Here is a 23,119-nt window from a genome sequence, read left to right as displayed (position 1 = left end):
GTGCACGTTTTAAAGGACAAAAGCTACTTACGTATCCTCGTCAGCTTGCGGCTTGCGCGTGCAGCAAACCTGCCAACGTCTCAGCCTCAACCGGGCGGCTGATCAAATAGCCCTGTACCTCATCGCAGCGCTCGGCTTTCAGGAACTCAAGCTGTTCTCCGCGCTCCACTCCTTCCGCCACGACCTTAAGCTTCAGGCCGTGAGCCATGGCAATGATTGCCCGGGTAATCGCCGCGTCTTCGCTGCCCTCACCCAAGCCACGGATAAACGCCTGATCAATCTTCACGTAATCCACCGGGATCCGCTTGAGATAGCTCAGGGATGAGTAACCAGTGCCAAAATCGTCAATGGCCAGTTTCACCCCGAGATCACGCAACTGCTGGAAGGTTGCGATGATGTGTTCGACGCTGTCCAGCAACTGGCTTTCGGTGAGTTCCAGCTCCAGCAGTTGCGGCGCCAGCCCGGTCTCTTCCAGCACCTGCCGCACCAGACTGACCAGCTTGCCTTGGCGCAATTGATGCACCGACAGATTGACCGACACCCGAATTGCTTCGAGTCCCTGCCGTTGCCACTCACAGGCTTGCCAGCAGGCCTGACGCAGCACGAACTCACCGATCGGGCCGATCAATCCGGTTTCTTCAGCCAGGCCAATGAAATCCCCCGGCGGCACTCGGCCCATGGTCGGATGATCCCAACGCACCAAGGCTTCGGCGGCATTCAACCTGCCAGTGGCCAGGCACAGTTTCGGTTGGTAAAACACCTTCAGTTGTTTGTCTTCGATGGCTTTGCGCAAGTGGTTTTCCAGCTGTAAACGCTCCAACGTGCTGGCTTGCAAGCTGTCGGTGTAAAACTGGAAATTATCGCCACCCAGGTGTTTGGCGTGCTGCATTGCCATGTTCGACTGACTGACCAGTGCCGATATTTCCCGCGCGCTGTCCGGCAACAAGCTGATGCCCATCGACGCGCTGAGCACCAGTTCATGCCCGTCAATGGTCACCGGCAAACGCAACTTGTTCGCCAGACGAGTCGCCACCCTCGCCAGGCTCGAAAGGTTGCCGTAGGAATTGAACAGCACGGCAAACTCATCACCGGAAAGGCGCGCGATGGTGTCTGCTTCAGGCAATGCATTCACCAGTCGCCGGGCCATTTTCTGCAATAACTGATCGGCGACTTCATGCCCCAGGCTGTCGTTGAGTTGCTTGAACCGATCGAGATTGATGTGCAGCAACGCCAGGCTGCGATAACCGCCCTGCCGCACTCGTTGATGAGCCTCGTTGAGTCGTTCGCGAAACATCGCGCGGTTGGCCAGACCGGTAAGTTCGTCGTAATGGGTCAGATAGCGCATACGCTGTTCGGACTCTCGACGAGCCGAGAGATCAGCGAAGAAGCCCACAATATGGCTCACATTTCCCCGGGCATCGCGCACGGCATTCAGTTGCAGCCATTGCGGATACATCTCGCCGTTCTTGCGGGTTTCCACCAATTCGCCCTGCCAGCTGCCTTGCTGCTCCAGCGCCTGATGTATCGCGGCGTAATGCCTACGCGCGTCGCGACTGCATGGCAACTCAACGACATTGCGTCCGATCATGTCGTCAATGTCATAACCGGTCACCCGACTGAAGGCTTGATTGATCGCGATCAGGACGTAGTTCGGATCGAAAATCACGATCCCTTCGCTGGCCGCCTCGAACACGGTCGCCGCCAATTGCCGCTGCTCTTCCAGACTTTTGCTGGCGCTGATATCGCGGCGAGTGCCGACCATGCGAATCACCCGGCCGTTGTCGGCACGCTCGACTGCCCGCCCGCGGTCCTCGATCCAGACCCAGTGGCCGTCGCCATGCCGCACGCGATACTCGATTTGATAGTCCTCGGTGCGGCCCTTCAAATGCTCGACCAGCGCCCTTTTCAGCGCAGGAAGATCCTCGGGGTGAAGGCGCGGCTTGAGGTGACGCAATATCGCCGTGACCTGTTCCGGCTCCAGGCCGAACAATTCCTGAATTTGTGTGTGATGGACTTCGTCGGTTTGCAGATTCCAGTCCCACAACCCCAACTCGCTGGCCTTCAATGCCAGCGCCAGGCGCGCCTCACTCTTGCTCAGTGCCTGGTTGGCGGCGTCCAGTTCCAGGCTGCGCTGAGCGACTCGGTTTTCCAGGTCGACCTGGATCTCTCGCAATTCGTCCTCGGCACGTCGGCGCTGTTCTATCTCCTTGGCCAGCTTCTGATTGAGCTGATCACTGCAGCTTTGCGCCTGCTGCAGATGCTCGATCAGTGCCTGGTTCTGAAAGCGTCGCATCAAGCCTCGATCGATCAATCGATTGACTTGCCAGGCAACCACGCTCAACGCACCGAGCAGGATCAGCCCGAACCAGCCCCAACCTTGCTGCTGTTCGTCAGCTCCCCAAAACATATAGGCGATGGCCGGCAACAGGCAGGGCAAGGTGAATGACAGGAAGGCCGGCAAGCTGACCGCATAAGCCACACTGGCCGAGAGCGCTGCGGCGCCGATGAGGCCGAAGACCCAGGCTTGCTGAATGAAGTTATCGGCAGGAACCAGGGCGATGCCGGCACCGGCCAGGGTCAGACCGGTGAGGCCGGAGCCCAGCAAAAACATCCGCCGCCAGATGGGATGGGCCTGACGGTTGGGAATGGCCGAATCAAAGGCTGCGACCTGAATCACCCGCAATGCCACCAATGACAACAACCACACCAGCCAGACACTGACCAGGAAATAGCGCTGCGGGCTCCAGAGCAAACCGGCACAGACCAGGCCATTGATCAGCATGAACAACGTGGGCAGCAGCGAGCCTTGATACAACAGGCGCGTGCGTTCGACCGCCATTTCCATGGCGTACTGTTTACGGATCACCCGGGGTTCCACAGTGGGGCCCGACAGGTCGAAGCTGAGGGTCATAGGCGATGTTCTTGTTCTTATAATGATGAGCATGTGCCCGAAACTGCTCGGAGCATACACAAGCAATTGCCCGGACCAAACTGCTGCTGATCAATAAATCGCCAAATTTTTCGGACGCCGATGCCACTGAAAATGCTGAAGGCACGTCCCGCCAATGCCTGCAGCCGATGACTGACCGGTCGTCCTTCGCATAACTTTCATCGGTTAAAGCGAAGCGGGGTTTGCCCGGTGTGTCGCTGCCCCCTAGAATGCCCCGATGCGCGATGATCTCTCCCTTCTGCTGAACTCCCTCAACGATGCCCAACGCCAGGCCGTAGCGGCCCCCGTGGGTCGTCAGTTGGTCCTGGCCGGTGCTGGTTCCGGTAAAACCCGAGTGCTGGTGCACCGTATCGCCTGGTTGATCCAGGTCGAAAACGCCTCGCCCCACTCCATCCTGTCGGTGACCTTCACCAACAAGGCCGCTGCCGAGATGCGCCAGCGCATCGAGCAGTTGATGGGCATCAACCCGGCCGGCATGTGGGTTGGCACCTTCCACGGCCTGGCGCACCGCCTTCTGCGGGCACACTGGCAGGAAGCGGGCTTAAGCCAGACCTTCCAGATTCTCGACAGCGATGACCAGCAGCGGTTGGTCAAGCGGGTGATCCGCGAGCTCGGCCTGGACGAACAGCGCTGGCCGGCCCGTCAGGCCCAATGGTTCATCAACGGCCAGAAAGACGAAGGCCTGCGCCCGCAACACATTCAAGCCAGCGGCGACCTGTTCCTGGCAACCATGCGCGGTATCTATGAGGCCTACGAGGCCGCCTGCCTGCGTGCCGGTGTCATCGACTTCTCCGAATTGCTGCTGCGCGCACTCGATCTGTGGCGCGATCACCCAGGCCTGCTCGCTCACTATCAAAAGCGCTTCCGGCACATTCTGGTAGACGAGTTCCAGGACACCAACGCCGTGCAATACGCCTGGTTGCGCCTGCTGGCCAAGGGTGGCGACAGCCTGATGGTGGTGGGCGACGACGACCAGTCGATCTACGGCTGGCGCGGCGCCAAAATCGAGAACATCTACCAGTATTCCGAAGACTTCCCGGACGCCGAAACCATTCGCCTGGAGCAGAATTATCGCTCCACCGCCGGCATCCTGAAGGCTGCCAACGCCTTGATCGCCAACAACACCGGGCGCCTGGGCAAAGAGCTGTGGACTGACGGCGGCGACGGCGAAGCGATCAACCTGTACGCCGCCTTCAACGAGCACGACGAAGCACGCTACGTTGTCGAAACCATCGAAAGCGCGCTGAAAACCGGCTTGTCTCGAAGCGATATCGCGATTCTGTACCGCTCCAACGCCCAGTCGCGGGTTCTGGAAGAAGCCTTGCTGCGCGAGCGCATTCCCTACCGCATCTATGGCGGTCAGCGCTTCTTCGAACGCGCCGAAATCAAGAACGCCATGGCCTACATGCGCTTGCTCGAAGGCCGCGGTAACGATGCTGCGCTGGAACGGGTCATCAACGTACCGGCCCGTGGCATCGGCGAGAAAACCGTCGAAGCGATCCGCGACCATGCGCGCCACAGCGATGTGTCGATGTGGGAAGCGATGCGCCAACTGGTGGCCAACAAAGGCCTGACCGGTCGTGCAGCCGGTGCCCTCGGCGCGTTTATCGAGCTGATCGAGAACCTCGCTGCCAAGTGCATGGAAATGCCGCTGCACCTGATGACCCAGACCGTCATCGAGCAGTCGGGGCTGATCGCCTATCACGAAGCGGAAAAAGGCGAGAAAGGCCAGGCCCGGGTAGAAAACCTTGAGGAACTGGTCAGCGCCGCGCGCAACTTCGAAAACAGCGAAGAAGACGAAGACCTGACGCCATTGGCAGCATTCCTTGGTCATGCGTCGCTGGAAGCCGGTGATACCCAGGCCGACGAGCACGAAGACAGCATTCAACTGATGACCCTGCACAGCGCCAAAGGCCTGGAGTTCCCTTACGTGTTCCTGGTGGGCATGGAAGAAGGCCTGTTCCCGCACAAGATGAGCCTGGAAGAACCCGGTCGCCTGGAGGAAGAGCGTCGTCTGGCCTACGTAGGCATCACCCGGGCCATGCAGAACCTGGTGATGACCTTCGCCGAAACCCGGCGCCTTTATGGCAGCGAGACCTACAACAAGGTGTCGCGCTTCGTACGCGAAGTTCCGAAAGGCCTGATTCAGGAGGTGCGGCTGTCCAACAGCGTCAGCCGTCCGTTCGGTGGCAACCAGTCGATGAGTGGCAGCAACCTGTTCAGCGGCAGCGAAATTCCGCAGACCGGCTTCAGCCTGGGCCAGACTGTGCGCCACTCGATCTTCGGTGACGGTGTGATCCTCAACTTCGAAGGCGCCGGGGCTCAGGCCCGGGTGCAGGTGAACTTCAGCGAAGGCAGCAAGTGGCTGATGCTGGGGTATGCCAAACTGGAAGCAATCTAGCCTTTCTGTGGGAGCGAGCTTGCTCGCGATAGCGGTAGATCAGTCGACATTATTTCTGGTTGTCAGTCCGTCATCGCGAGCAAGCTCACTCCCACAGGGTTCTGCGCTGGCCTTGACTGATCCTGGAGGCGCAAACACATGGGCTCAGGCTTTTTTTCCTCCTGGACATTCTGGGCCCTGTTATCCGCGGCATTCGCGGCAATGACCGCCATTTTCGCGAAAGTCGGCATCGAAAACGTCAACTCCGACTTCGCCACCCTGCTGCGTACGATGGTGGTATTGGTCAGCCTGGCCTTGATTTTGTACGCCACGGGCCAATATCAGTCCTTGGGATCGATCTCTGCGAAGAGCTACCTGTTCCTGATGTTGTCGGGCCTTGCCACCGGTGCATCGTGGATCTGCTATTTCCGCGCACTCAAGGTCGGTCCGGCGTCACTGGTTGCTCCAGTGGACAAACTCAGCGTGGTGCTGGTGGCTGTCCTTGGCGTTGTCCTGCTGGGTGAAAAACTCGACTTGCGCCAATGGGGCGGAATAGGCCTGATCACCGCCGGAGTGGTCATGCTTGCCCTGCGACGCTAGGCAAGCGTCCTACAAGCCCTGTCCACTCATCTGACAGATCAAAGTCAAAAGGCCTTATTGCACGGACTGGAGCTGAACACGACCTGTCAGGCAAAAGCCCGAAACACTCTGCCGCTAGCCAGCAACACTTCACCTGTGCAACATGGCGCGCGTGCCTTCCACAAATGGGAATTCCCTTTATGAAACGTTTTCTTAGCATCGCCATGGCGTTGTGCATCGGCCTGACGATGAGTCTCGACGTCAATGCCGCCAAGCGCTTCGGTGGTGGCAAAAGCGCAGGCGCTGCGCCGACTCACCAGACCAGCCAGATGGCTCCTTCTTCTCCAGGCATGGGCGGCGCTGCGGCGACCGCTGGTGCTGCCGGTGCCGCTGGCGCTGCTGCCAAGGCCGGTGGCGCTTCGCGCTGGCTCGGCCCACTGGCCGGTATCGCGGCCGGTGGCCTGCTCGCATCCATGTTCATGGGTGACGGCTTCCAGGGCATGCAGATCTTCGACATCCTGATCATGGCCGTCATTGCGTTCCTGGTCTTCCGCTTTATCGCCGCCCGTCGTCGCAAGCAGCAGGAGCAGTACGCTCCGGCCGGCCACGCGCCGATGCAACGTGAGGCGTTCGAACAAAAGCCTGCCGGCGGTTCGATCTTCGGTGGTTCGGCAGCGCCTGTTGCCGCTCGCCCGGTGATCAACGCGCCAGCCTGGTTCAACGAAGGAAACTTCGTCGAAGCGGCACGCAATCACTTCCAGTCCCTGCAACAGCACTGGGACGCCAACGAAATGGACAAGATCGCCGAGTTCGTGACCCCGCAAATGCTGGAGTTCCTCAAGCGTGAGCGTGCTGACCTGGGCGACGGCTTCCAGTCCACCTACATCGATAACCTCAATGTACAGCTGGACGGTGTGGACGATCGCGCCGACAAGACCATCGCCACCCTGACCTTCACTGGCCTGTCGAAAACCTCGCGTTTCGACCAGGGCGAAGTCTTCAGCGAAAGCTGGAACATGGAACGTGCACAGGGCGAAAACCAGCCTTGGCTGGTGGCAGGTATCCGCCAGAACGGCTGATTACCCTCCGCGTTTCACTTGTTGTAAACAAAACCCCGGCCCAGGCCGGGGTTTTCTATTTCGCGGTTGCATCTATAGCAAGCTACTGTATAAACCGCCCCATATAAACCGCGCCATACAAGCAAGAGGATCCCGGACGTGGAAGAAATCATCGAACAACTGCGTGAAGCCAACGAACCGGTACCGGTCCCCTTGGAGTTGCCCGACGAAGACCTGCTGGTCGAAATCGAAGAACAACTGTTCATCGACATTCCGTTCGTCTTCAGAGAGTTTCTGCTGACCGTCAGCGATGTGGTCTACGGCAGCCTGGAACCGGTCACCGTGACCGACCCGCAATCCCACACCTACCTGCCCGACGTTGCCGCCAACGCCTGGGACGCCGGCGTCGATCGCAGCCTGATCCCGATCTGCCAGGACGGTGATGACTACTATTGTGTCGAAGAAGACGGCACCGTGGTGCTTTGGCAGGCCGAAGAAGAACTGATCGCCGAAGAGACCTGGGAGTCGGTTTGGCACTGGGCACGGGACGTCTGGCTGGAAAGCTGATCCAGTCAACGCCGCGGGGTGGTCAATGCCCGGACGACTCCTTGTGATTGTCGAGGGTTTCCAGCAACGCCACCTGCATCCGCGTATGCACACGAATGAACCAGCGCCACAACAGCGCCGCCACGGCGGCCGCGACCACGGCGATCAGTACCAGCAACTTGTTGGTCGGCAGAATACTGGCCGACAAGGCTGCCAGCAGAAAAAAGATCACCAGCAGCGACAGGATCGGGATCACTTCGGCGATCACCCGGCGCACTCGCTGCGTGTGGCGCCCGGCCATCTCCGGCTTCACGCCCATTTCCGCGAGCAACATCGACAGCGCCTTTAGCTTGCGGTACGCCGCAATCAAAAACGGCAGTGATAACAACAGCGCCCCGCCCCAGATCAACGCCTTTTGCCAGCTCGGATCGCTGATCCAGCCTTGCAGGTAAGCCGACATGCGTTCGGCGAAGTAAGCGCCCGAAAAGAAGATCGCGATCACCAGCGCCAGATTGACACCCACCTGCAGCAAGATCCTGCGAATCATGGATGCCAGTAACGCACCCTCACCCTGCGGCTGGATGCTGCGCAGCCATTCGCCATACATCCCCAGCACCCGTCCCAAACGTTCTGGCATCGCGCTGGCGAGCTTGATCGACAATGGATCCGCCGCACGGATCAGATAAGGCGTCAGCAGGGTCGTGATCACCGAAACCGCCACAGCCACGGGGTATAAAAAGTTACTGGTGACCTGCAACGTCATGCCCAGTGCCGCGATGATGAAAGAGAATTCGCCAATCTGTGAAAGACCCATCCCGACTCGCAGCGAGGTACGTCCGTCATTGCCGGCGATAAATGCACCAAGGCCGCAGGACAACATCTTGCCGAGCACCACGGCTACGGTGATTACCGCGATTGGCCAGGCGTACTGAAGCAGGATCGCCGGATCGAGCATCAGCCCGATGGCCACAAAGAAAATCGCACTGAAAAGATCGCGAACCGGTTCAATCAAGCGCTCGATTTTCAGCAGTTGCCGGGATTCCGCCATGATCGCGCCGATCAGGAATGCACCGAGGACCATGCTGTATTCAAGCTTGACCACCAGCAGGCAGAAACCAAAACACAGGCCCAGCACGGTGATCAGCAGCATTTCGTTGCTTTCGAATCTGGCGACGTAGGCCAGCAACCGCGGCACCATCAGGATGCCAATGACCAAGGCGACGATCATGAACAGCGACAGCTTGCCGACCGTGGAAAACACTTCGCCGGAGCTGACCGTACCGCTGACCGCGATGCTGGACAGCAGCGCGATGATGCCGATGCCCAGAATGTCTTCGACGATCAGCACTCCGAATATCAACTGGGCAAACCGCTCGTTCTTCAGCTTCAGATCATTGAGCGCCTTGACGATGATGGTGGTTGAGGAAATCGCCAGGATCGCGCCGAGGAACAGTGAATCCATGGTGTTCCAGTCGAACCAGCGACCGATCTCGTAGCCGATCCAGATCATCAGCACGATTTCCAGGAATGCCGCGATGAATGCCGTGGCACCGACCTTGAACAACTTGCGCAGACTGAACTCCAGGCCCAGACAGAACATCAGGAATATCACACCGAGCTCGGCCAGGGTCTTGATGGTTTCTTCGTCGTGGATCAGGCCGAATGGCGGGGTGTGCGGGCCAATGATGAAACCGGCGACGATGTATCCCAGTACCACCGGTTGCTTCAGGCGATGAAAGACCACGGTGACCACGCCTGCGATCAACATGATCACTGCCAGATCCTGAATGAAACTGATGGCATGCATGGCGTGAGACTCCCTGGGTGGTATTGCTCGATCCCCGGACGTAGGAAAAGTCTGATCGAGCAGAACAAAAATCGGAATTGCACGTAGGAAATGCCCTTGAGGCGGGGCTTTTTTGCAGGGTAACACCGCGACTTCTGGCAGAAAGGCGGTGCAATATATGGAAACAGATCGATCCGGCGTGACGGCGACCCGGCACCCGGCGTCCCGATAACTGTTGGTTTGAAAAAAAACCGCCGAGGCACCCGCAGAGGTGCATCCCTCAAACCTGGCCTTGACCCGTGAGAATGCTATGGAACCCGGAAACGCCCAGCTGTCGATGACGGTATTGATGACCCCCGACATGGCCAATTTCTCTGGCAATGTTCACGGCGGCACCCTGCTCAAATACCTCGACGAAGTGGCCTACGCCTGCGCCAGCCGTTATGCCGGCCGCTATGTGGTGACCTTGTCGGTGGATCAGGTCATTTTCCGTGAGCCGATCCATGTCGGCGAACTGGTGACCTTCCTGGCCTCGGTCAACTACACCGGCAACACCTCCATGGAGGTGGGCATCAAAGTGGTGACCGAGAACATCCGCGAACGCTCGGTGCGCCATACCAACAGTTGCTTCTTCACCATGGTCGCGGTGGATGAGCAGCGTAAACCTGCATCGGTACCACCGCTGCAACCGCAGAACAGCGAAGACAAGCGCCGCTATATGCAGGCCCAGCAACGCCGGCAGATTCGCCAGGAGCTGGAAAAGCGCTATCAGGAAATCAAGGGCGACGCCTGAATCCTGCCGTGACGCCAGTCCTCCATCGCGAGCCTGCTCGCGAATGGGGGCAACGCAGAATCAAAGGCTGATCGAGGTCGCCTCGAACCGCACCCGCGGATGGGCAATCCGGTCCTGAGCCCGAACCAGTTCCAACTCGTAGCTGGCACAAGCCTGGGTTTCCAGCAGCACTTCATGCACCGCCGATGCCGTGAACTCGAACGCGGCCACCAGGCTGTCGCCCAGCAGCACACGCGCCAGGAACAGGCCGGACGTCAGATCGCCCACGCCCACCGGCTGACGCGGGAACGCCAGCAACGGGCGCTGCAAATGCCAGCTGCCTTCGGCCGTCACCAGCAGCATCTCGAAGACCTCAGCAGACTTGCCTGGGTAGTCCAGATGCTTGACCAGCACCGCTTTCGGACCGCGCACCAGCAATGCACGCGCCATTGCCAGGCAATCGAACAGCGACTGCGGCTTGCGTCCGGAGAAGCTGTCCAGCTCCAGCTGGTTCGGGCACATGAAGTCCGCCACGGCGGCGGCCTCCTCCAGCAGAAAATCACTGACCTCCGCCGGAACACTGCAGCCCTTCTCCGGATGCCCCATGACCGGGTCACACAGGTACAGCGCCTTGGGGTTCATCGACTTGATCCGCTCCACCCCCGTCAGGATCGCCCGGCCCTGGGCCGCACTGCCGAGGTAACCGGAGAGCACCGCATCGCAGTTGCCCAGCTCGCCAATCGCCGCGATGCCTTCGACCAGGTCAGGTATCTGGTGCGGCGCCAACACTTCACCGGCCCACTGACCGTACTGGGTGTGATTGGAGAACTGCACAGTGTTGAGCGGCCAGACATTCACCCCGACCCGTTGCATCGGGAAAACCGCGGCACTGTTGCCGGCGTGACCGAATACCACGTGGGACTGGATAGCGAGCAAATGCGGTGTACGTTTCATGCGGTGGATTTCCGTAAAACGATTGAAATTCTAGCCGCGCAGTATGCGACTAAACGCAGCCTGTACGACAGACCAGCGACACAGTTAAGCTGACACTATCTTGTTGGAGCACCCTGTTGATGCTGACCCTTGGAAATATATTCGTGCTGATGCTGTTCGCCACTGCCGGCGCATGGCTATGGCACAACCACGGCTTGCGCGAGCGCGCGCTGGAGCGGGTCAAGCAGCATTGCGGCAAACTCGGGATCGAATTGCTCGACGGCAACGTGGCCTTGAAAAGAATCGCGTTCATCAGGGATGCCAGTGGTCGGCGACGCCTGGCCCGTGTGTATAACTTCGAGTTCACCGTGACGGGCGAAACCCGCCACAACGGTACCATCACCCAGTTCGGCGCTCACAGCGCACAGATTGAGCTCGCGCCCTACCCGGTCCCGTTCGACGAAACCGAACCGGTGGTCGAAGTGGCGAAACCTCGCGCGGAAGTGATCGAGCTGAGCCAGTGGCGTCAGGAACACACCAAGTGGCGACCTTGAGCCATTAACCCGATCCGGATCGACACGCTGCCAGCTCACGCTGCAGTTGTTCTGCGTTCTGCGTTTCACTGAAAATCAGCTCGATACGCGAATCCTGCCGCCATTCACTGGGCTGCCAGTCCAGCACCGAGTTATCCACAGCGTTCGCCGAGACCCACCCGTGGGCGCTGTGGATAACCAGCTTCGCCCGCTTCCAGCCAAGGCAGTCAAGCCACCGGCCAACCAGAGCGGCATCAAACACCTGGCTTGGGTGCCAACGCCATCCGATGCTCCAGCCTCCGTCCTGTTCCTGACTCAAGCAAATGGGCAACGCGGGATCACTCCAGACCGCCGGCAGCTGCGCCAATCCCTTGGGCAAGACGAAGTTATCCACACCTGCCAGCGCTTTGGCATGCAGCCCCGGCAACTCGCTCAAGGGTAAAGCCGCCTGTTGCGTCCAGTGCAGGGGGAGCGGCGGCAATTGCCCGGTGATTCGCTGGCGGCTTTCTTCTTCGAGTCCTTCAGACTTGTTCAACAGTAACAATCCCGCATGGCCCAGCGCTTGCTGTTGAACATCCGGCAGCGGTTTGCCCGCAGCGAGCGACTGGGCATCCAACACCAGCACACAAGGCTGGACAGCCAACACGCCTTGCCACGGCGCTTCGCTCAATTGCCTGAGCAACTGCGCCGGATGCCCCAGCCCCGAGGGTTCGATGAACAGCCGATCCGGTTGTGCCTTGCGCAACAAGCGCCCAAGACCAATCTGAAACGGCGCACCGTTGACGCAACACAAGCAGCCCCCGGCCACTTCCCCCAGTGCGATACCATCGGCGTCCTGGGTCAGTAGCGCAGCGTCGAGACCGATCTGGCCAAACTCGTTGATCAACACCGCCCACCGCTCGCCAGCCGGGCGCTGGGCCAGCAGGTGCTTGATCAGGCTGGTCTTGCCGGCACCCAAGGGGCCGGCAATGACATGAGTGGGGATATTCTGCAGCATGGTTGATGATTTCTGAGGAGGTGATGGATGCGGTTGATTGGCTTGGCATTGCTCCTGGCACTCGTTTCAGGCGAAGCGCTGGCCCAGGCTTGTGTGGTTCATAGCCAAGGCGAGCGGCTTGATGTCCAGGTTTGCCAGCAGAACCGCAACATCCCGCCAAAACTCTTCACCGATGGTTTCTGCCAACCGAACCTGGCTGGGCAGAAAGTCGATGTGCAGTATGTCGATCAATGTCCCGGCGGCGCATTTGGAATCTGCAGCAACGCCCAAGTCGCCAATATGCCCTACCGACAGGATATTCACTATTACGGCGTTGCCACCGACGCGGCGTATTTGCAGCCGTACTGCGAGGCCCAGAGCCAGGGCAGCTGGATCAGGCCCTGAAGCGCCAGCATAGGATCAGGCAGCCTCTTCGTACCAAGGGCCGAATGGATCAGGCAGCAAATGCCAGCCCTCTACGCCCAGCGCCATTTCCTCATCGGTCAGCAGGCATGCGTCCAGCTCGGCCGCAAGCTGCGTGAAGTCGATGTTCTGGCCGATGAAAACCAGTTCCTGACGACAGTCCCCGCTGTCAGCGGTCCAGTTTTTCATGATCCCGGCGGTACTTTCTTCGTCTTGCGGCCATTGGTTTTTCGGTACGAAACGCCACCAGCGTCCGGCGAAGCCGTAGCGCATCAAACCACCGGCCTGAGACCAGCTGCCGGCATCCATGTGCTTGCTCGCCAGCCAGAAAAAGCCCTTGGAGCGCAGCAGTTTGCCGTTGTCCCAAGGACCGTCGATGAAGTTGAAGAAACGCTGTGGATGGAACGGTCGGCGAGCCCGGTAAGCACTGGAAGCAATGCCGTATTCTTCGGTTTCCGGCACATGTTCGCCGCGCAGCTCCTGCAACCATCCCGGTGCCTGGGCAGCCTTTTCGAAGTCAAAACGACCGGTGTTGAGAATCTTGTTCAAGGGGATTTCGCCCATCGACATCGCAATGATTTCCGCCCTGGCGTTGAGCCGTTCAAGTATGGCGATCAACTCCTCACGCTGGTGGCTGCTGATCAAGTCGATCTTACTGAGCAAAATCACATCGGCGAACTCGACCTGCTCAATCAACAGATCGGTAATCGAACGTTCGTCTTCCTCCCCTAAGGTTTCTCCTCGGGAAGCCAGGCTTTCGGCAGCCTGGTAATCGAGCAGGAAGTTCATGCCATCGACCACCGTGACCATGGTGTCCAGACGTGCGATGTCGTTGAGGCTCTGGCCGTTTTCATCGCGGAAGGTGAAGGTTTCCGCCACCGGCAGCGGTTCGGAAATACCGGTGGACTCGATCAGCAGATAGTCGAAGCGACCCTCCCTGGCGAGTTGGCTCACTTCCTCCAGCAAATCTTCACGTAACGTACAGCAAATACACCCATTACTCATTTCCACCAACCGTTCTTCAGCCCGATTAAGGCTGACATCACGCTGGACTTCGGTGCCATCGACGTTGATTTCGCTCATATCGTTGACGATGACTGCAACCCGTAAACCATCGCGATTACGTAGTATGTAATTAAGAAGTGTACTTTTTCCGGCACCAAGAAAGCCGGAGAGAACGGTCACGGGGAGTCGATTGGACATCTGCATATTCCTCACAGGGATGCCCGGTCGCTGTGTCGGGCTTACATAATGTTATACTGTAACAACATCAATAAACCATCCCCTCTTGCTCAGCAGGGCAAACGACAGGATGCTGAACGCCGCTACCCTCGTGAGAAAGCCCATGCGCAACGCCCTTAAACCCGTATTGATCATGCTCTCCCTGCTGGTGGCTGCCGACGCGATGGCACAGGTCCCGAGCCTGGCCAAGTGCACTCGCAGCGCCAACCTGCTGGCCTGCGTGGATGCGGATGGCAACGCCTACAGCGTCAATACCGCCGGAAGCACGATCTATTTGCGGGGTTTCGAAGTAGCCGGAAAACGCTATTGGGCACAGACCAGCAGCCGCTACGGCCAGCTTACGTTTTTCACCGGTATCGCTTCCGACGGCGAGACCTGGGTTGGCTACAACCGGCGCGTCGGCTGGACCACGATCAACCGGTTTTCCAGCTCCGGCGGCAGCAGCGCCAGGTTCACCTGCAGCCGGATCGCTGGCTGTTAGGCCGGCTTGTTTTTCTGCTCTTGCTGCCAGGCAAATGACGTCCGTGCATGATGAAGACCTGTTCATGAAAAAGGCATCGTCGATTTTGTTGTTATGATATAACATTATAAATCAACCCCCACGATGGACCTGCTCATGAATGCGCTGACTCTGCCGGATATCGCCGCGCAGGCCTCACGCCAAGCCCTGCCACTGGAGTGGGTGGGCATGTGCGGCATTGCTCTTCCCGTTTTGTTTGAGGGCCAACGACTGAATGCAAAGGCCGATGCCGGCGTGAGCCTCGACGATGGCAACGCGCGTGGCATTCACATGTCACGGCTCTATCTGGCACTTGAATTGTTGGAACAGGAAAGTCTTTCAGCGGCTTTATTGCGGCGGGTTTTGCAGCGTTTTCTTGAGAGCCATGAAGGGCTGTCCAGCAGCGCCCACTTGACCCTTCACGCCGATTTGTTGCTGAAAAGGCCCGCGCTAATTAGTCCATTGGCTGGCTGGAAAAGCTATCCGGTCAGCATCGAAGCACGTTTAAAAAACGCAATGTTCCACGTGGAACTAAAAATCGAGGTGCCTTATTCCTCAACCTGCCCGTGTTCTGCTGCTCTTTCTCGACAGTTGATTCAACAGCAGTTCGTCGATGATTTCGCCAACAAGCCACTGCAACACGCCGACGTTTTAGCGTGGCTCGGCTCCACGAATGGCATCGTCGCCACACCTCACAGCCAACGCAGCAGCGCAAAGTTGCGCGTACGGCTGGCTGATTTTTTAGACGAGTTGCCTCTGATCGCCGTCATCAATGACGCCGAAGCCGCACTCGGCACAGCCGTTCAAACAGCGGTAAAACGCGCCGACGAACAGGCCTTCGCCCTCGCCAATGGTCAGAACCTGATGTTCTGCGAGGACGCCGCACGCCGCTTGAATCTGGCCCTGAAGCGCTCCACGGGCATTAACGCCTTCCACATTCGTGTGATCCACGCCGAAAGCCTGCACGCCCACGACGCCGTAGCCGAAAGCCGTTTCAACTGGGAGGTTGCATGATCGGTTGCCACGCCTTGCGCTGGGGCGCACCGGGGCAGCCACTGACGCCAGCGCTGGACTTCGAATTGTCGAAGGGCAGCCTGACCGCCATCATCGGTGCGAACGGCTCCGGGAAAAGCAGCCTGCTGAAGGTCATCGCCGGCTTGCAAAAACCGTTGGCCGGAAAGGTTCGACTGGATGTTCCACTCAAGGGCGGTGTGTCGTTCCTGCCCCAGCAACAACACTTGGACAGGCAATTTCCGATCAGCCTTCAGGCATTGGTCGCCGCCGGTTTCTGGGGCAACAAACAATCACCGGTAATCCGTAGCCAACGACTGGCAACCGTCCTCGAAAACTGGTGCCTGAATGGCCTGGAAGATCGACCCTTGATGGCCCTTTCCGGCGGCGAATTGCAACGCGCCCTGCTCGCCCGATTGAGCCTGACAGACGCACCCGTGCTGTTGCTCGATGAACCCCACGCGGCCCTCGATGAGCTCGGTCAGGCATTGCTCTGGAAACACATACACGATTGGCGCCTCGACGGCCGGACACTGGTGGTCGTGTGCCATGACCTCGCCGCTGTTCGCGAGCACATCCCACATACATTGCTGATCAAAAGCAACGGTTGTGTATTCGGCCCGAGCGCCGAACTGATCCGCCAACAACCTCAATCGCAGGTGGCCTGATGATCGCTGCCGCGCATCTCTGGCAACCGTTCCACGAATTCGTGTTCATGCGCCGAGCGCTTCTCGGTGGATTGGTCCTGGCATGCAGCACGGCGCCCCTGGGGGTATTTCTGATCCTCAGACGCATGAGCCTGATCGGTGATGCCGTCGCCCACGGCATCCTCCCCGGTGCGGCGTTAGGTTTCTGGTTTGCCGGGTTGAGCCTCCCGGCGTTGACCATCGGTGGCCTCGGCGCGGGCCTGAGCATGGCAGGCCTCGCAGCCTGGATTACGCGACGCACCGGCCTGCGAGAGGACGCCAGCCTTGCGGCGATCTACCCGATTTCCCTGGCCGGTGGCGTGCTGATTCTCGGCATCGCCGGCAAACGCCTGGACCTGTTGCACCTGCTGTTTGGTTCCGCGCTGGCAGTCGACGGCCCGACCTTGACCGGCATGCTTTGGGTCTCGGGCCTGAGCCTGATGGCCATGGCACTGATCTACAAACCACTGCTGCTCGACACCCTCGACCCGCTTTTTCTGCAAACCGTGAGCCGACTCGGCCCACTGGCCCACGGCGTATTCCTGACGCTGGTGGTGTTGAATCTGGTCATCGGCTTCCAGGCGATCGGCGCGTTGATGGTAGTCGGCCTGATGATGTTGCCTGCCGCCGCGGCACGTTTCTGGAGTCGCCGCCTGCCAATACTGATCGTCGTCGCCGCCGTGCTCGGCAGCCTCTCGGTATGGCTCGGTTTATTGATCTCGTTCTATTACTCGCTGCCCAGTGGCCCGGCAATCGTGCTGGTGGCCGGCGGTGGATATCTGTTGTCCGTGGTGTTTGGGCCGGTGCACGGCTTGCTGCGCCACCCGCCTTTGCTCACATCCCAATGAGGTGTTAACCGATGCGCGCTTTACTTGTGCTGTTCAGCTTGATGATGTCGATGTCGCTGTCTGCCGCCGAAAAACTTCAGGTGGTCACCAGCTTCAGCATCCTTGCCGACATGACCCGGCAGGTTGGCAAGGATCATATCCAGATCACCAACATGGTCGGCCCGGACGCGGATGCCCACACCTACGAGCCGACACCGGACGACGCCAAAGCGCTGCTCAAGGCCAGGCTCATCATCAAGAACGGCCTGGGTTTCGAGCCCTGGCTGGATCGCCTGGTGACGAGCACGGAGACTCGGGCGCCGGTCATCAGCGCAAGCCACGGTGTCATACCCCGTAGCCTGGATGAAGACGGCGAAACCGTTCCCGACCCGCACGCCTGGCATAACCTGGAGAACACCGAGCTGTACATCACCAACATCACCAAAGCGCTGATCGCCGCTGACCCGGCGAACACCGCCGACTATGAGCGCAACAGCCAGCTGTACCTGAAACAGGTCTACGCCCTGCTCGCCGAAGCCAAGGCCAAACTCGGCTCACTGCCACCGGGCAACCGCAAGGTCGTGACGTCCCATGATGCCTTCGGTTATCTCGGCCAAGCCTACGGCATAGAGTTCATGGCGCCTCAAGGACTCTCAACCGAGCGCGAGCCTTCAGCCGCCGAAGTGGCCGCACTGATTACCCAGATTCGTCAGGCCAAGGTCAAGGCGGTGTTCATGGAAAACATCAAGGACGCCCGCCTGCTCAAACAAATCGCCGATGAAAGCGGCGCGCAGATCGGCGGCACGCTGTACTCCGATGCCCTGGCGGCGAGCGGACCGGCCAGCACCTTCACCGGGTTGTTCGAGTACAACCTCAACACCCTGTACAACGCATTGAGCAAGCCATGATCCGCAAGAATCCTTCCGGCGATTTACCGCTGATTGCCGAGTCTGCCTACGTCGACAAAACGGCAATCATCTGCGGCAAAGTGGTGATCGGGGAGAACGTGTTCGTCGGCCCCTACGCGGTGATACGTGCTGACGAAGTCGATGACTCGGGCGACATGCAGCCGATCACCATCGGCGCCAACTCGAACATCCAGGACGGCGTGGTGATCCACTCCAAATCCGGTGCGGCGGTGACCATCGGCGAATTCAGTTCCATCGCCCACCGCTCGATCGTTCATGGGCCCTGCACCGTCGGCAATCGAGTGTTCATCGGCTTCAACAGCGTGCTGTTCAACTGCGTAGTCGGTGACGGTTGCGTGGTGCGGCACAACTCGGTGGTCGACGGTCGTGACCTGCCTGAAGCTTTCTACGTACCTTCCACCACGCGGATCGGCCCAAACACCGACCTCTCGCAATACCCGCCGGTGAGCGTCAGTGCTTCGGAATTTTCCGAAGATGTGGCGCGCACCAACGTCGACCTGGTACGCGGCTACAAGGCCCTGCAAAACGAGTTCTGAGCATGAGTAGCGTGCTGATTCGCAATGCCCGCGTTGCTGGAACCGGTCGCGGACCAGATTTTGCCGATCAGCACACTGGTGGCCAAAACCAGCCATCGTGTCAGGACAAATTGCCTGGCGCGACAAACGTCTTAATGAAGCACCCCTACGGTTTATGCGATAACGCTCGTTAGAAGCACCAGAGTACGCCGACCATGATCCAGATCACCCTGCCCGATGGTTCATTGCGTGAGTACGATCAGCCGCTGTCCGTGCACGAGGTGGCCGCCAGCATCGGCCCCGAACTGGCCATCGCGGCCGTCGCGGGAAGGGTCAATGGTGTACTGGTGGACTGCGAATACCTGATCGAGGCGGATGCCCGGGTCAGCATTGTCACCCCCCGGGAGCCGGACGGCCTGGAGATCCTGCGTCGCTCCTGTGCATTGATGCTGGCCATGGCGGTCAAGCAACTCCACCCTCATGCGCAATTACGTGCGGGAAAGGAGCTGGGTGACGGTTTCTATTACGAGTTTGCAGTCGAGCAACCGCTGACCCCCGCAGACCTGCCTCTAATCGAAGCGCGCATGCAGTCATTGGCAGCAACCAATCACTCGATCCGTCGTCGGCCGGCGCGCGAAGCCGTGTCGCTGTACCGTCTGGGGGACGCCGAGTACCAGAGCCATGGACCGCACGTCCCAACCACCAAAGTCTTGCAGGCGTTTGCCCTCGATCACATCAGCGGCACGTTGCAACAACGGATCTACGGCACCTGCTGGTCCAGCCATCAGGAGCTGCAACACTGGCGCGTTCCACCCCATGTGGTCGTCGTGAGCATGGATGAACGCCAGGCGACTTATGCACAAGCGGTGACCGAGTCCTTGCGCCAAAAAGGCGTGCATGCAAAGGCCGACCTGCGAAACGAAAAGGTCCGCTACAAGATTCGCCAGCACAGCCAGACCGTGCCGTTCCTGGTCGTGGTTGGCGAAATGGAACAGGCTGGGGGGTTCGTCAGTGTGCGCAGTCGCACGGGGGAGGATTTTGGCCGGATGGCTGTCGAGGCGGCGTGTGAGTGGTTAAGTCGGCCGGGGATTCAGGGCGGCTGAACGGACGCTTTCGCGAGCAGGCTCGCTCCCACAGGGGATTTGTGTTCGACACATAACCAATGTGGGAGCGAACCTGCTCGCGAAGCTTTTTAAGCTCTTGGCTTCACCGTGCCACAATCCTGCCCCAACCAGACGGCTCGGGATTCGAGGCTGCCCTTCTGCTGAATGCCGGTGGCGTTGAACGTCCCGTTAACCTTGGTGGTGAATTCGCGATCACTGAGGAACGTCGCCACGCCGGCTCCCTGGGCTTTCGGGCAGCTGAAACGGAATTTCCACTGATTGCCGGAGCGGTCGGTGATTTCCTGTTTGCAGCCCGACTGCAGATCGGTCAGCGGAATGTTGTCGGTCTTGACCTGTTCAGGGGTCAGGCACGCCCGGATCCCTTTGCCGCCCATGGTGATACCCTGCTTTTCCAGCTGCGCACGCTGCTCGGGAGTCATCTGGTTCTGGATCTGGCCGAGGATCAATTGCAGGTCCGGCATATTCTGCTCGTCGACCTTCATGTTGCTCGTGGTCAGCTCCCACAATCCTGGTTGCAGCATTTGCGCGTGAGCGGCCACAGGAAGTGCCAAACCCAATGCCATGGCCAAACCCAGCAGACGAACGTTCATCGAGTAACTCCTGATCAGTAGTGGCCGTTAGACGTCAGCCGCGGGCTTCGGTTCATGGTCGAATTAATTAGCGACATTCTGCACGGAACATGGTCTGTTAAGCACTGAATCTTCAGGAGCAAGGCAGCCCCCATGGATTACTTCGGACCACATATTTTCGGTTATACCATCGCCCTGTTGCACTCACTGGGCATGATTGCGGCCATACACGCCGTGTTGACCGTCCGTACCGCCCAAGGCTCGATCGCCTGGGCCCTGTCGCTGTTTTTCATCCCTTACCTGACGCTGATCCCTTACCTGATGTTCGGCCGCAGCACCTTTGATGGCTACATCAAGGCCCGGCGGCAGGCCAACGACGAGATGCGCAAGGCTGTTTCCGAACTCAACTGGCGACCCTGGGTAGAAGAAGCCCTCACCGCCCGCGCTTCGTCTGCCTACGCCTCACTCAGAGCGATGCCCAAGCTCGGACACATGCCCTGCCTGGCCAATAACCAGATGCGGTTGCTGATCAACGGCCAGTCGACGTTCGAGGCCATTTTCGATGCCATCGGCCAGGCGAAAGAGGCCGTGCTGATCCAGTTTTTCATCGTCCACGACGACCGTCTCGGTCAACGCCTGCAGACTTTGCTGTTGAAGAAAGCCGCCGAAGGCGTAGCGATCTATCTGTTGTATGACCGAATCGGCAGCCATTCCCTACCCAACGGCTACGTGCAGGCCTTGCGTGATGGCGGTGTCGAGGTCAAGGCTTTTGGCCCTCGTAATGGCTGGTTCAATCGCTTTCAGGTGAACTTCCGTAACCATCGCAAAATTGTGGTGGTGGACGGCATTCTCGGCTTCGTTGGCGGGCACAACGTCGGTGATGAATACATGGGCGAGAAACCGCCCCTGGCCCCTTGGCGCGATACCCACGTGCAAGTGCGCGGGCCAGTGGTGGCGTGCATGCAGGAGTCTTTCGCTGAAGACTGGTTCTGGGTGGCTCATGCCCTGCCGCCACTGATCCTGCCCGAGGTTTATCCGGAAGACGGCGTGCTGTGCCAGTTGCTCGCCAGCGGGCCGGCAGACGCCTACGAAACCTGTTCTCTGTTCTTTGTCGAAGCGATCCATGCAGCGACGGAACGGATCTGGATCACCAGCCCGTACTTCATCCCCGATGAAGCCGTATTCGCAGCGTTGCGTCTGGCGGTCCTGCGGGGTGTGGATGTGCGGCTGCTGTTGCCGTCTCGACCCGACCATCGAATCGTCTACGCCGCCTCCAGCCTCTACGCCTTCGAAGCCGTGCGCGCCGGTGTTCGGGTGTTCCGTTACGAGCCCGGTTTCCTGCACCAGAAAGTGGTGTTGATCGACTACGAAATCAGCGCCATCGGCAGCGCCAACCTGGACAACCGTTCGTTCCGGCTGAATTTCGAAGTGATGTTACTGACCGTCGACAGCGCCTTTGCCGCAGAGGTGGAACAGATGCTCAACGATGATTTCGCCAACGCCCACGAAATCGCCAAAGGAGAAGGCCGGGAGACTCACCGCCTGCAGCAGGTCGGCATGCGGGTCGCCCGGCTTATTTCGCCGGTTCTCTAGAGGTAGATATCGTCACGGGTCCATGGCAGTTCATGACTGCCATCGGCGTGGGCCTTCACCGCGAGAATCTGGTGCAGGTTGATCCAGCCCCGGGCAAACGCGTAAGCGCAACCGGCCAGGTACAGCCGCCAGATACGCAGGGCTTGTTCCGGTACGAGCTTGGACGCTGCTTCGAGGTTGTCCTCCAGGCGCTCGCTCCAGTGATCGAGCGTGCGTGCGTAGTGCAGGCGCAAGCTCTCGACGTCGACGATTTCCAGCCCGGCTTCACTGATCTCGGCAGAAATCATCGACAGGTGCGGCAGCTCGCCGTTGGGGAACACATATTTTCCAATGAATTCACCGGCACCGCGTCCCACCGGACGGCCATCGGTGTATTTGGCGGTGATCCCGTGGTTCATCACCAGGCCACCGTCTTTCACCGCACCGAACAGGGTCTTGCAGTACTCGGCAAGATTGGCGTGGCCGACGTGTTCGAACATGCCGACGCTGACAACCTTGTCGAAACGGCCATCCTGCGGCAGATCGCGATAGTCGAGCAGTTGCAGTTCGACCAGGTCCTCCAGGCCCTCCGCTTTTACGCGCTCCCGGGCCAGGGCCAACTGCTCCTTGCTGAGGGTGATGCCGAACACTTTCGCGCCAAATTCTCGCGCAGCAAAACGCGCCAATCCGCCCCAACCACAACCCACATCCAGCAGATACTCGCCGGGCTGCAGGCGCAGCTTGCGGCACAAATGACGGAACTTGGCTTGCTGGGCTTGTTCCAGGGATTCGCTGCCGGTCTCGAAATAGGCGCAGGAATATGCCATGTCGCTGTCGAGCCACAGCTGATAGAACGCGTTGGAAAGGTCGTAGTGGTAGGAAATCGCCTTGGCGTCCATCTCTTTGTCGTGGGCGTTACGAACCGGCTGATTGTCGTCGCCTTCATCCAGCAACGCCTGGCTCCATTCATCGCAGACGCGGATCACATCGCTGATGGAGCCTTCAAGCTCAAGTTTGCCTTCGACAAATGCAGCACCAAGGGCGTCCAGGCTTGGATGGGTAAACTGGGTGACCATTTGTGGGTCCTTGACCACAATCGTGACACTGGGCGTCGGCCCCAGATTGAATTCATGGCCATCCCAGAGTCTCAGACGAAGCGGCAATTGCAGATTCTGTAAGGCCGGTGGAAGATGCGCGAGCATGGAGAAG

At 59.3% G+C, this 23,119-nt stretch carries 22 protein-coding genes; 15 read left to right on the top strand and 7 right to left on the bottom strand.

All coding sequences use genetic code 11. From position 1 onward, the window contains the following. Positions 1-40: 40 nt before the first annotated feature. Positions 41-2,911: an EAL domain-containing protein gene (locus AC1RS8_RS03545; protein ID WP_057712701.1), complete on the bottom strand. Its 2,871-nt coding sequence runs from the start codon at positions 2,909-2,911 to the stop codon at positions 41-43. Positions 2,912-3,167: 256 nt separating this feature from the next. Between AC1RS8_RS03545 and uvrD the strand changes: the two genes are divergently transcribed. From uvrD to AC1RS8_RS03525, 4 genes are all read left to right on the top strand, one after another. Beyond that, positions 3,168-5,351, top strand: a complete 2,184-nt coding sequence (uvrD, locus tag AC1RS8_RS03540) for a DNA helicase II (RefSeq protein WP_057712700.1) — start codon at positions 3,168-3,170, stop codon at positions 5,349-5,351. A gap of 138 nt (positions 5,352-5,489) precedes the next feature. Beyond that, positions 5,490-5,930, top strand: a complete 441-nt coding sequence (locus AC1RS8_RS03535) for an EamA family transporter (protein WP_057712699.1) — start codon at positions 5,490-5,492, stop codon at positions 5,928-5,930. 179 nt (positions 5,931-6,109) lie between these two features. Next, positions 6,110-6,988, top strand: coding sequence for a Tim44 domain-containing protein (locus AC1RS8_RS03530; protein ID WP_057712698.1), 879 nt, complete (start codon positions 6,110-6,112; stop codon positions 6,986-6,988). 138 nt (positions 6,989-7,126) lie between these two features. Beyond that, entirely contained in the window at positions 7,127-7,534 is a 408-nt protein-coding gene (locus AC1RS8_RS03525; protein WP_003187120.1) for an SMI1/KNR4 family protein, read from the top strand. Between the two features lie 22 nt (positions 7,535-7,556). On the opposite strand, the gene AC1RS8_RS03520 is transcribed toward AC1RS8_RS03525, so the two are convergent. Further along, positions 7,557-9,320, bottom strand: coding sequence for a cation:proton antiporter (locus AC1RS8_RS03520; RefSeq protein ID WP_057712697.1), 1,764 nt, complete (start codon positions 9,318-9,320; stop codon positions 7,557-7,559). Positions 9,321-9,609: 289 nt separating this feature from the next. Here AC1RS8_RS03520 and AC1RS8_RS03515 point away from each other — a divergent pair, with 289 nt between their 5' ends. After that, positions 9,610-10,092 (top strand): acyl-CoA thioesterase, encoded by a 483-nt coding sequence (locus tag AC1RS8_RS03515; protein WP_057712696.1) that lies wholly within the window; start codon positions 9,610-9,612, stop codon positions 10,090-10,092. Between the two features lie 60 nt (positions 10,093-10,152). Here AC1RS8_RS03515 and pdxY read toward each other — a convergent pair whose 3' ends face one another. After that, the gene (gene pdxY, locus AC1RS8_RS03510) at positions 10,153-11,025 is read right to left on the bottom strand and encodes a pyridoxal kinase PdxY (protein WP_057712695.1); all 873 of its coding nucleotides are present in this window, start codon (positions 11,023-11,025) and stop codon (positions 10,153-10,155) included. Positions 11,026-11,144: 119 nt separating this feature from the next. On the opposite strand from pdxY, the gene AC1RS8_RS03505 reads away from it, so the two are divergent. After that, positions 11,145-11,558 (top strand): DUF3301 domain-containing protein, encoded by a 414-nt coding sequence (locus AC1RS8_RS03505; protein ID WP_057712694.1) that lies wholly within the window; start codon positions 11,145-11,147, stop codon positions 11,556-11,558. Positions 11,559-11,562: 4 nt separating this feature from the next. On the opposite strand, the gene AC1RS8_RS03500 is transcribed toward AC1RS8_RS03505, so the two are convergent. Further along, positions 11,563-12,534, bottom strand: a complete 972-nt coding sequence (locus AC1RS8_RS03500) for a CobW family GTP-binding protein (protein WP_489339478.1) — start codon at positions 12,532-12,534, stop codon at positions 11,563-11,565. Positions 12,535-12,561: 27 nt separating this feature from the next. Here AC1RS8_RS03500 and AC1RS8_RS03495 point away from each other — a divergent pair, with 27 nt between their 5' ends. Beyond that, positions 12,562-12,918 carry an NADH:ubiquinone oxidoreductase gene (locus AC1RS8_RS03495; protein ID WP_489339479.1) on the top strand — a complete coding sequence of 119 codons (357 nt, stop codon included), beginning with the start codon at positions 12,562-12,564 and terminating at the stop codon, positions 12,916-12,918. A 15-nt stretch (positions 12,919-12,933) separates the two neighbouring features. Here AC1RS8_RS03495 and zigA read toward each other — a convergent pair whose 3' ends face one another. Beyond that, the gene (gene zigA / locus AC1RS8_RS03490; RefSeq protein WP_218494595.1) at positions 12,934-14,139 is read right to left on the bottom strand and encodes a zinc metallochaperone GTPase ZigA; all 1,206 of its coding nucleotides are present in this window, start codon (positions 14,137-14,139) and stop codon (positions 12,934-12,936) included. Between the two features lie 142 nt (positions 14,140-14,281). On the opposite strand from zigA, the gene AC1RS8_RS03485 reads away from it, so the two are divergent. The 7 genes from AC1RS8_RS03485 to AC1RS8_RS03455 all read left to right on the top strand — a co-directional run bounded on the left by AC1RS8_RS03485 (position 14,282) and on the right by AC1RS8_RS03455 (position 19,748). Further along, on the top strand, positions 14,282-14,659 hold the full coding sequence (locus AC1RS8_RS03485; protein WP_150812690.1) for a glutamine synthetase: 378 nt from the start codon (positions 14,282-14,284) through the stop codon (positions 14,657-14,659). 135 nt (positions 14,660-14,794) lie between these two features. After that, the gene (folE2, locus tag AC1RS8_RS03480) at positions 14,795-15,691 is read left to right on the top strand and encodes a GTP cyclohydrolase FolE2 (RefSeq protein ID WP_090457716.1); all 897 of its coding nucleotides are present in this window, start codon (positions 14,795-14,797) and stop codon (positions 15,689-15,691) included. Then, positions 15,688-16,356 (top strand): metal ABC transporter ATP-binding protein, encoded by a 669-nt coding sequence (locus AC1RS8_RS03475; RefSeq protein ID WP_489339480.1) that lies wholly within the window; start codon positions 15,688-15,690, stop codon positions 16,354-16,356. The genes folE2 and AC1RS8_RS03475 overlap by 4 nt, the downstream gene beginning before the upstream one ends. Continuing rightward, a complete protein-coding gene (locus AC1RS8_RS03470; RefSeq protein ID WP_429521700.1) occupies positions 16,356-17,222 on the top strand; it encodes a metal ABC transporter permease in 867 nt (288 codons plus the stop codon). The genes AC1RS8_RS03475 and AC1RS8_RS03470 overlap by 1 nt, the downstream gene beginning before the upstream one ends. Before the next feature lie 11 nt (positions 17,223-17,233). Next, the gene (locus tag AC1RS8_RS03465) at positions 17,234-18,109 is read left to right on the top strand and encodes a metal ABC transporter substrate-binding protein (protein WP_493162399.1); all 876 of its coding nucleotides are present in this window, start codon (positions 17,234-17,236) and stop codon (positions 18,107-18,109) included. Next, complete coding sequence (locus AC1RS8_RS03460) at positions 18,106-18,666, top strand: gamma carbonic anhydrase family protein (RefSeq protein WP_057712685.1); 561 nt, start codon at positions 18,106-18,108, stop codon at positions 18,664-18,666. The genes AC1RS8_RS03465 and AC1RS8_RS03460 overlap by 4 nt, the downstream gene beginning before the upstream one ends. Positions 18,667-18,860: 194 nt before the next feature. Continuing rightward, entirely contained in the window at positions 18,861-19,748 is an 888-nt protein-coding gene (locus AC1RS8_RS03455; protein WP_057712684.1) for a His/Gly/Thr/Pro-type tRNA ligase C-terminal domain-containing protein, read from the top strand. Between the two features lie 89 nt (positions 19,749-19,837). Here the strand turns inward: AC1RS8_RS03455 and AC1RS8_RS03450 are convergent, their stop codons facing one another. After that, positions 19,838-20,359, bottom strand: a complete 522-nt coding sequence (locus AC1RS8_RS03450) for a DUF3617 domain-containing protein (RefSeq protein WP_489339482.1) — start codon at positions 20,357-20,359, stop codon at positions 19,838-19,840. A 132-nt stretch (positions 20,360-20,491) separates the two neighbouring features. Between AC1RS8_RS03450 and cls the strand changes: the two genes are divergently transcribed. Then, entirely contained in the window at positions 20,492-21,931 is a 1,440-nt protein-coding gene (gene cls / locus AC1RS8_RS03445) for a cardiolipin synthase (RefSeq protein ID WP_093999533.1), read from the top strand. Here the strand turns inward: cls and cfaB are convergent. Then, positions 21,928-23,112, bottom strand: a complete 1,185-nt coding sequence (gene cfaB, locus AC1RS8_RS03440) for a C17 cyclopropane fatty acid synthase CfaB (RefSeq protein ID WP_489339483.1) — start codon at positions 23,110-23,112, stop codon at positions 21,928-21,930. The two genes, cls and cfaB, sit on opposite strands and share 4 nt — an antisense overlap. Positions 23,113-23,119: the final 7 nt, after the last annotated feature.

It is taken from the genome of Pseudomonas sp. GW821-FHT12A04 (genome assembly GCF_058807755.1).
This window is presented reverse-complemented; position numbering and strand designations above follow the sequence as displayed.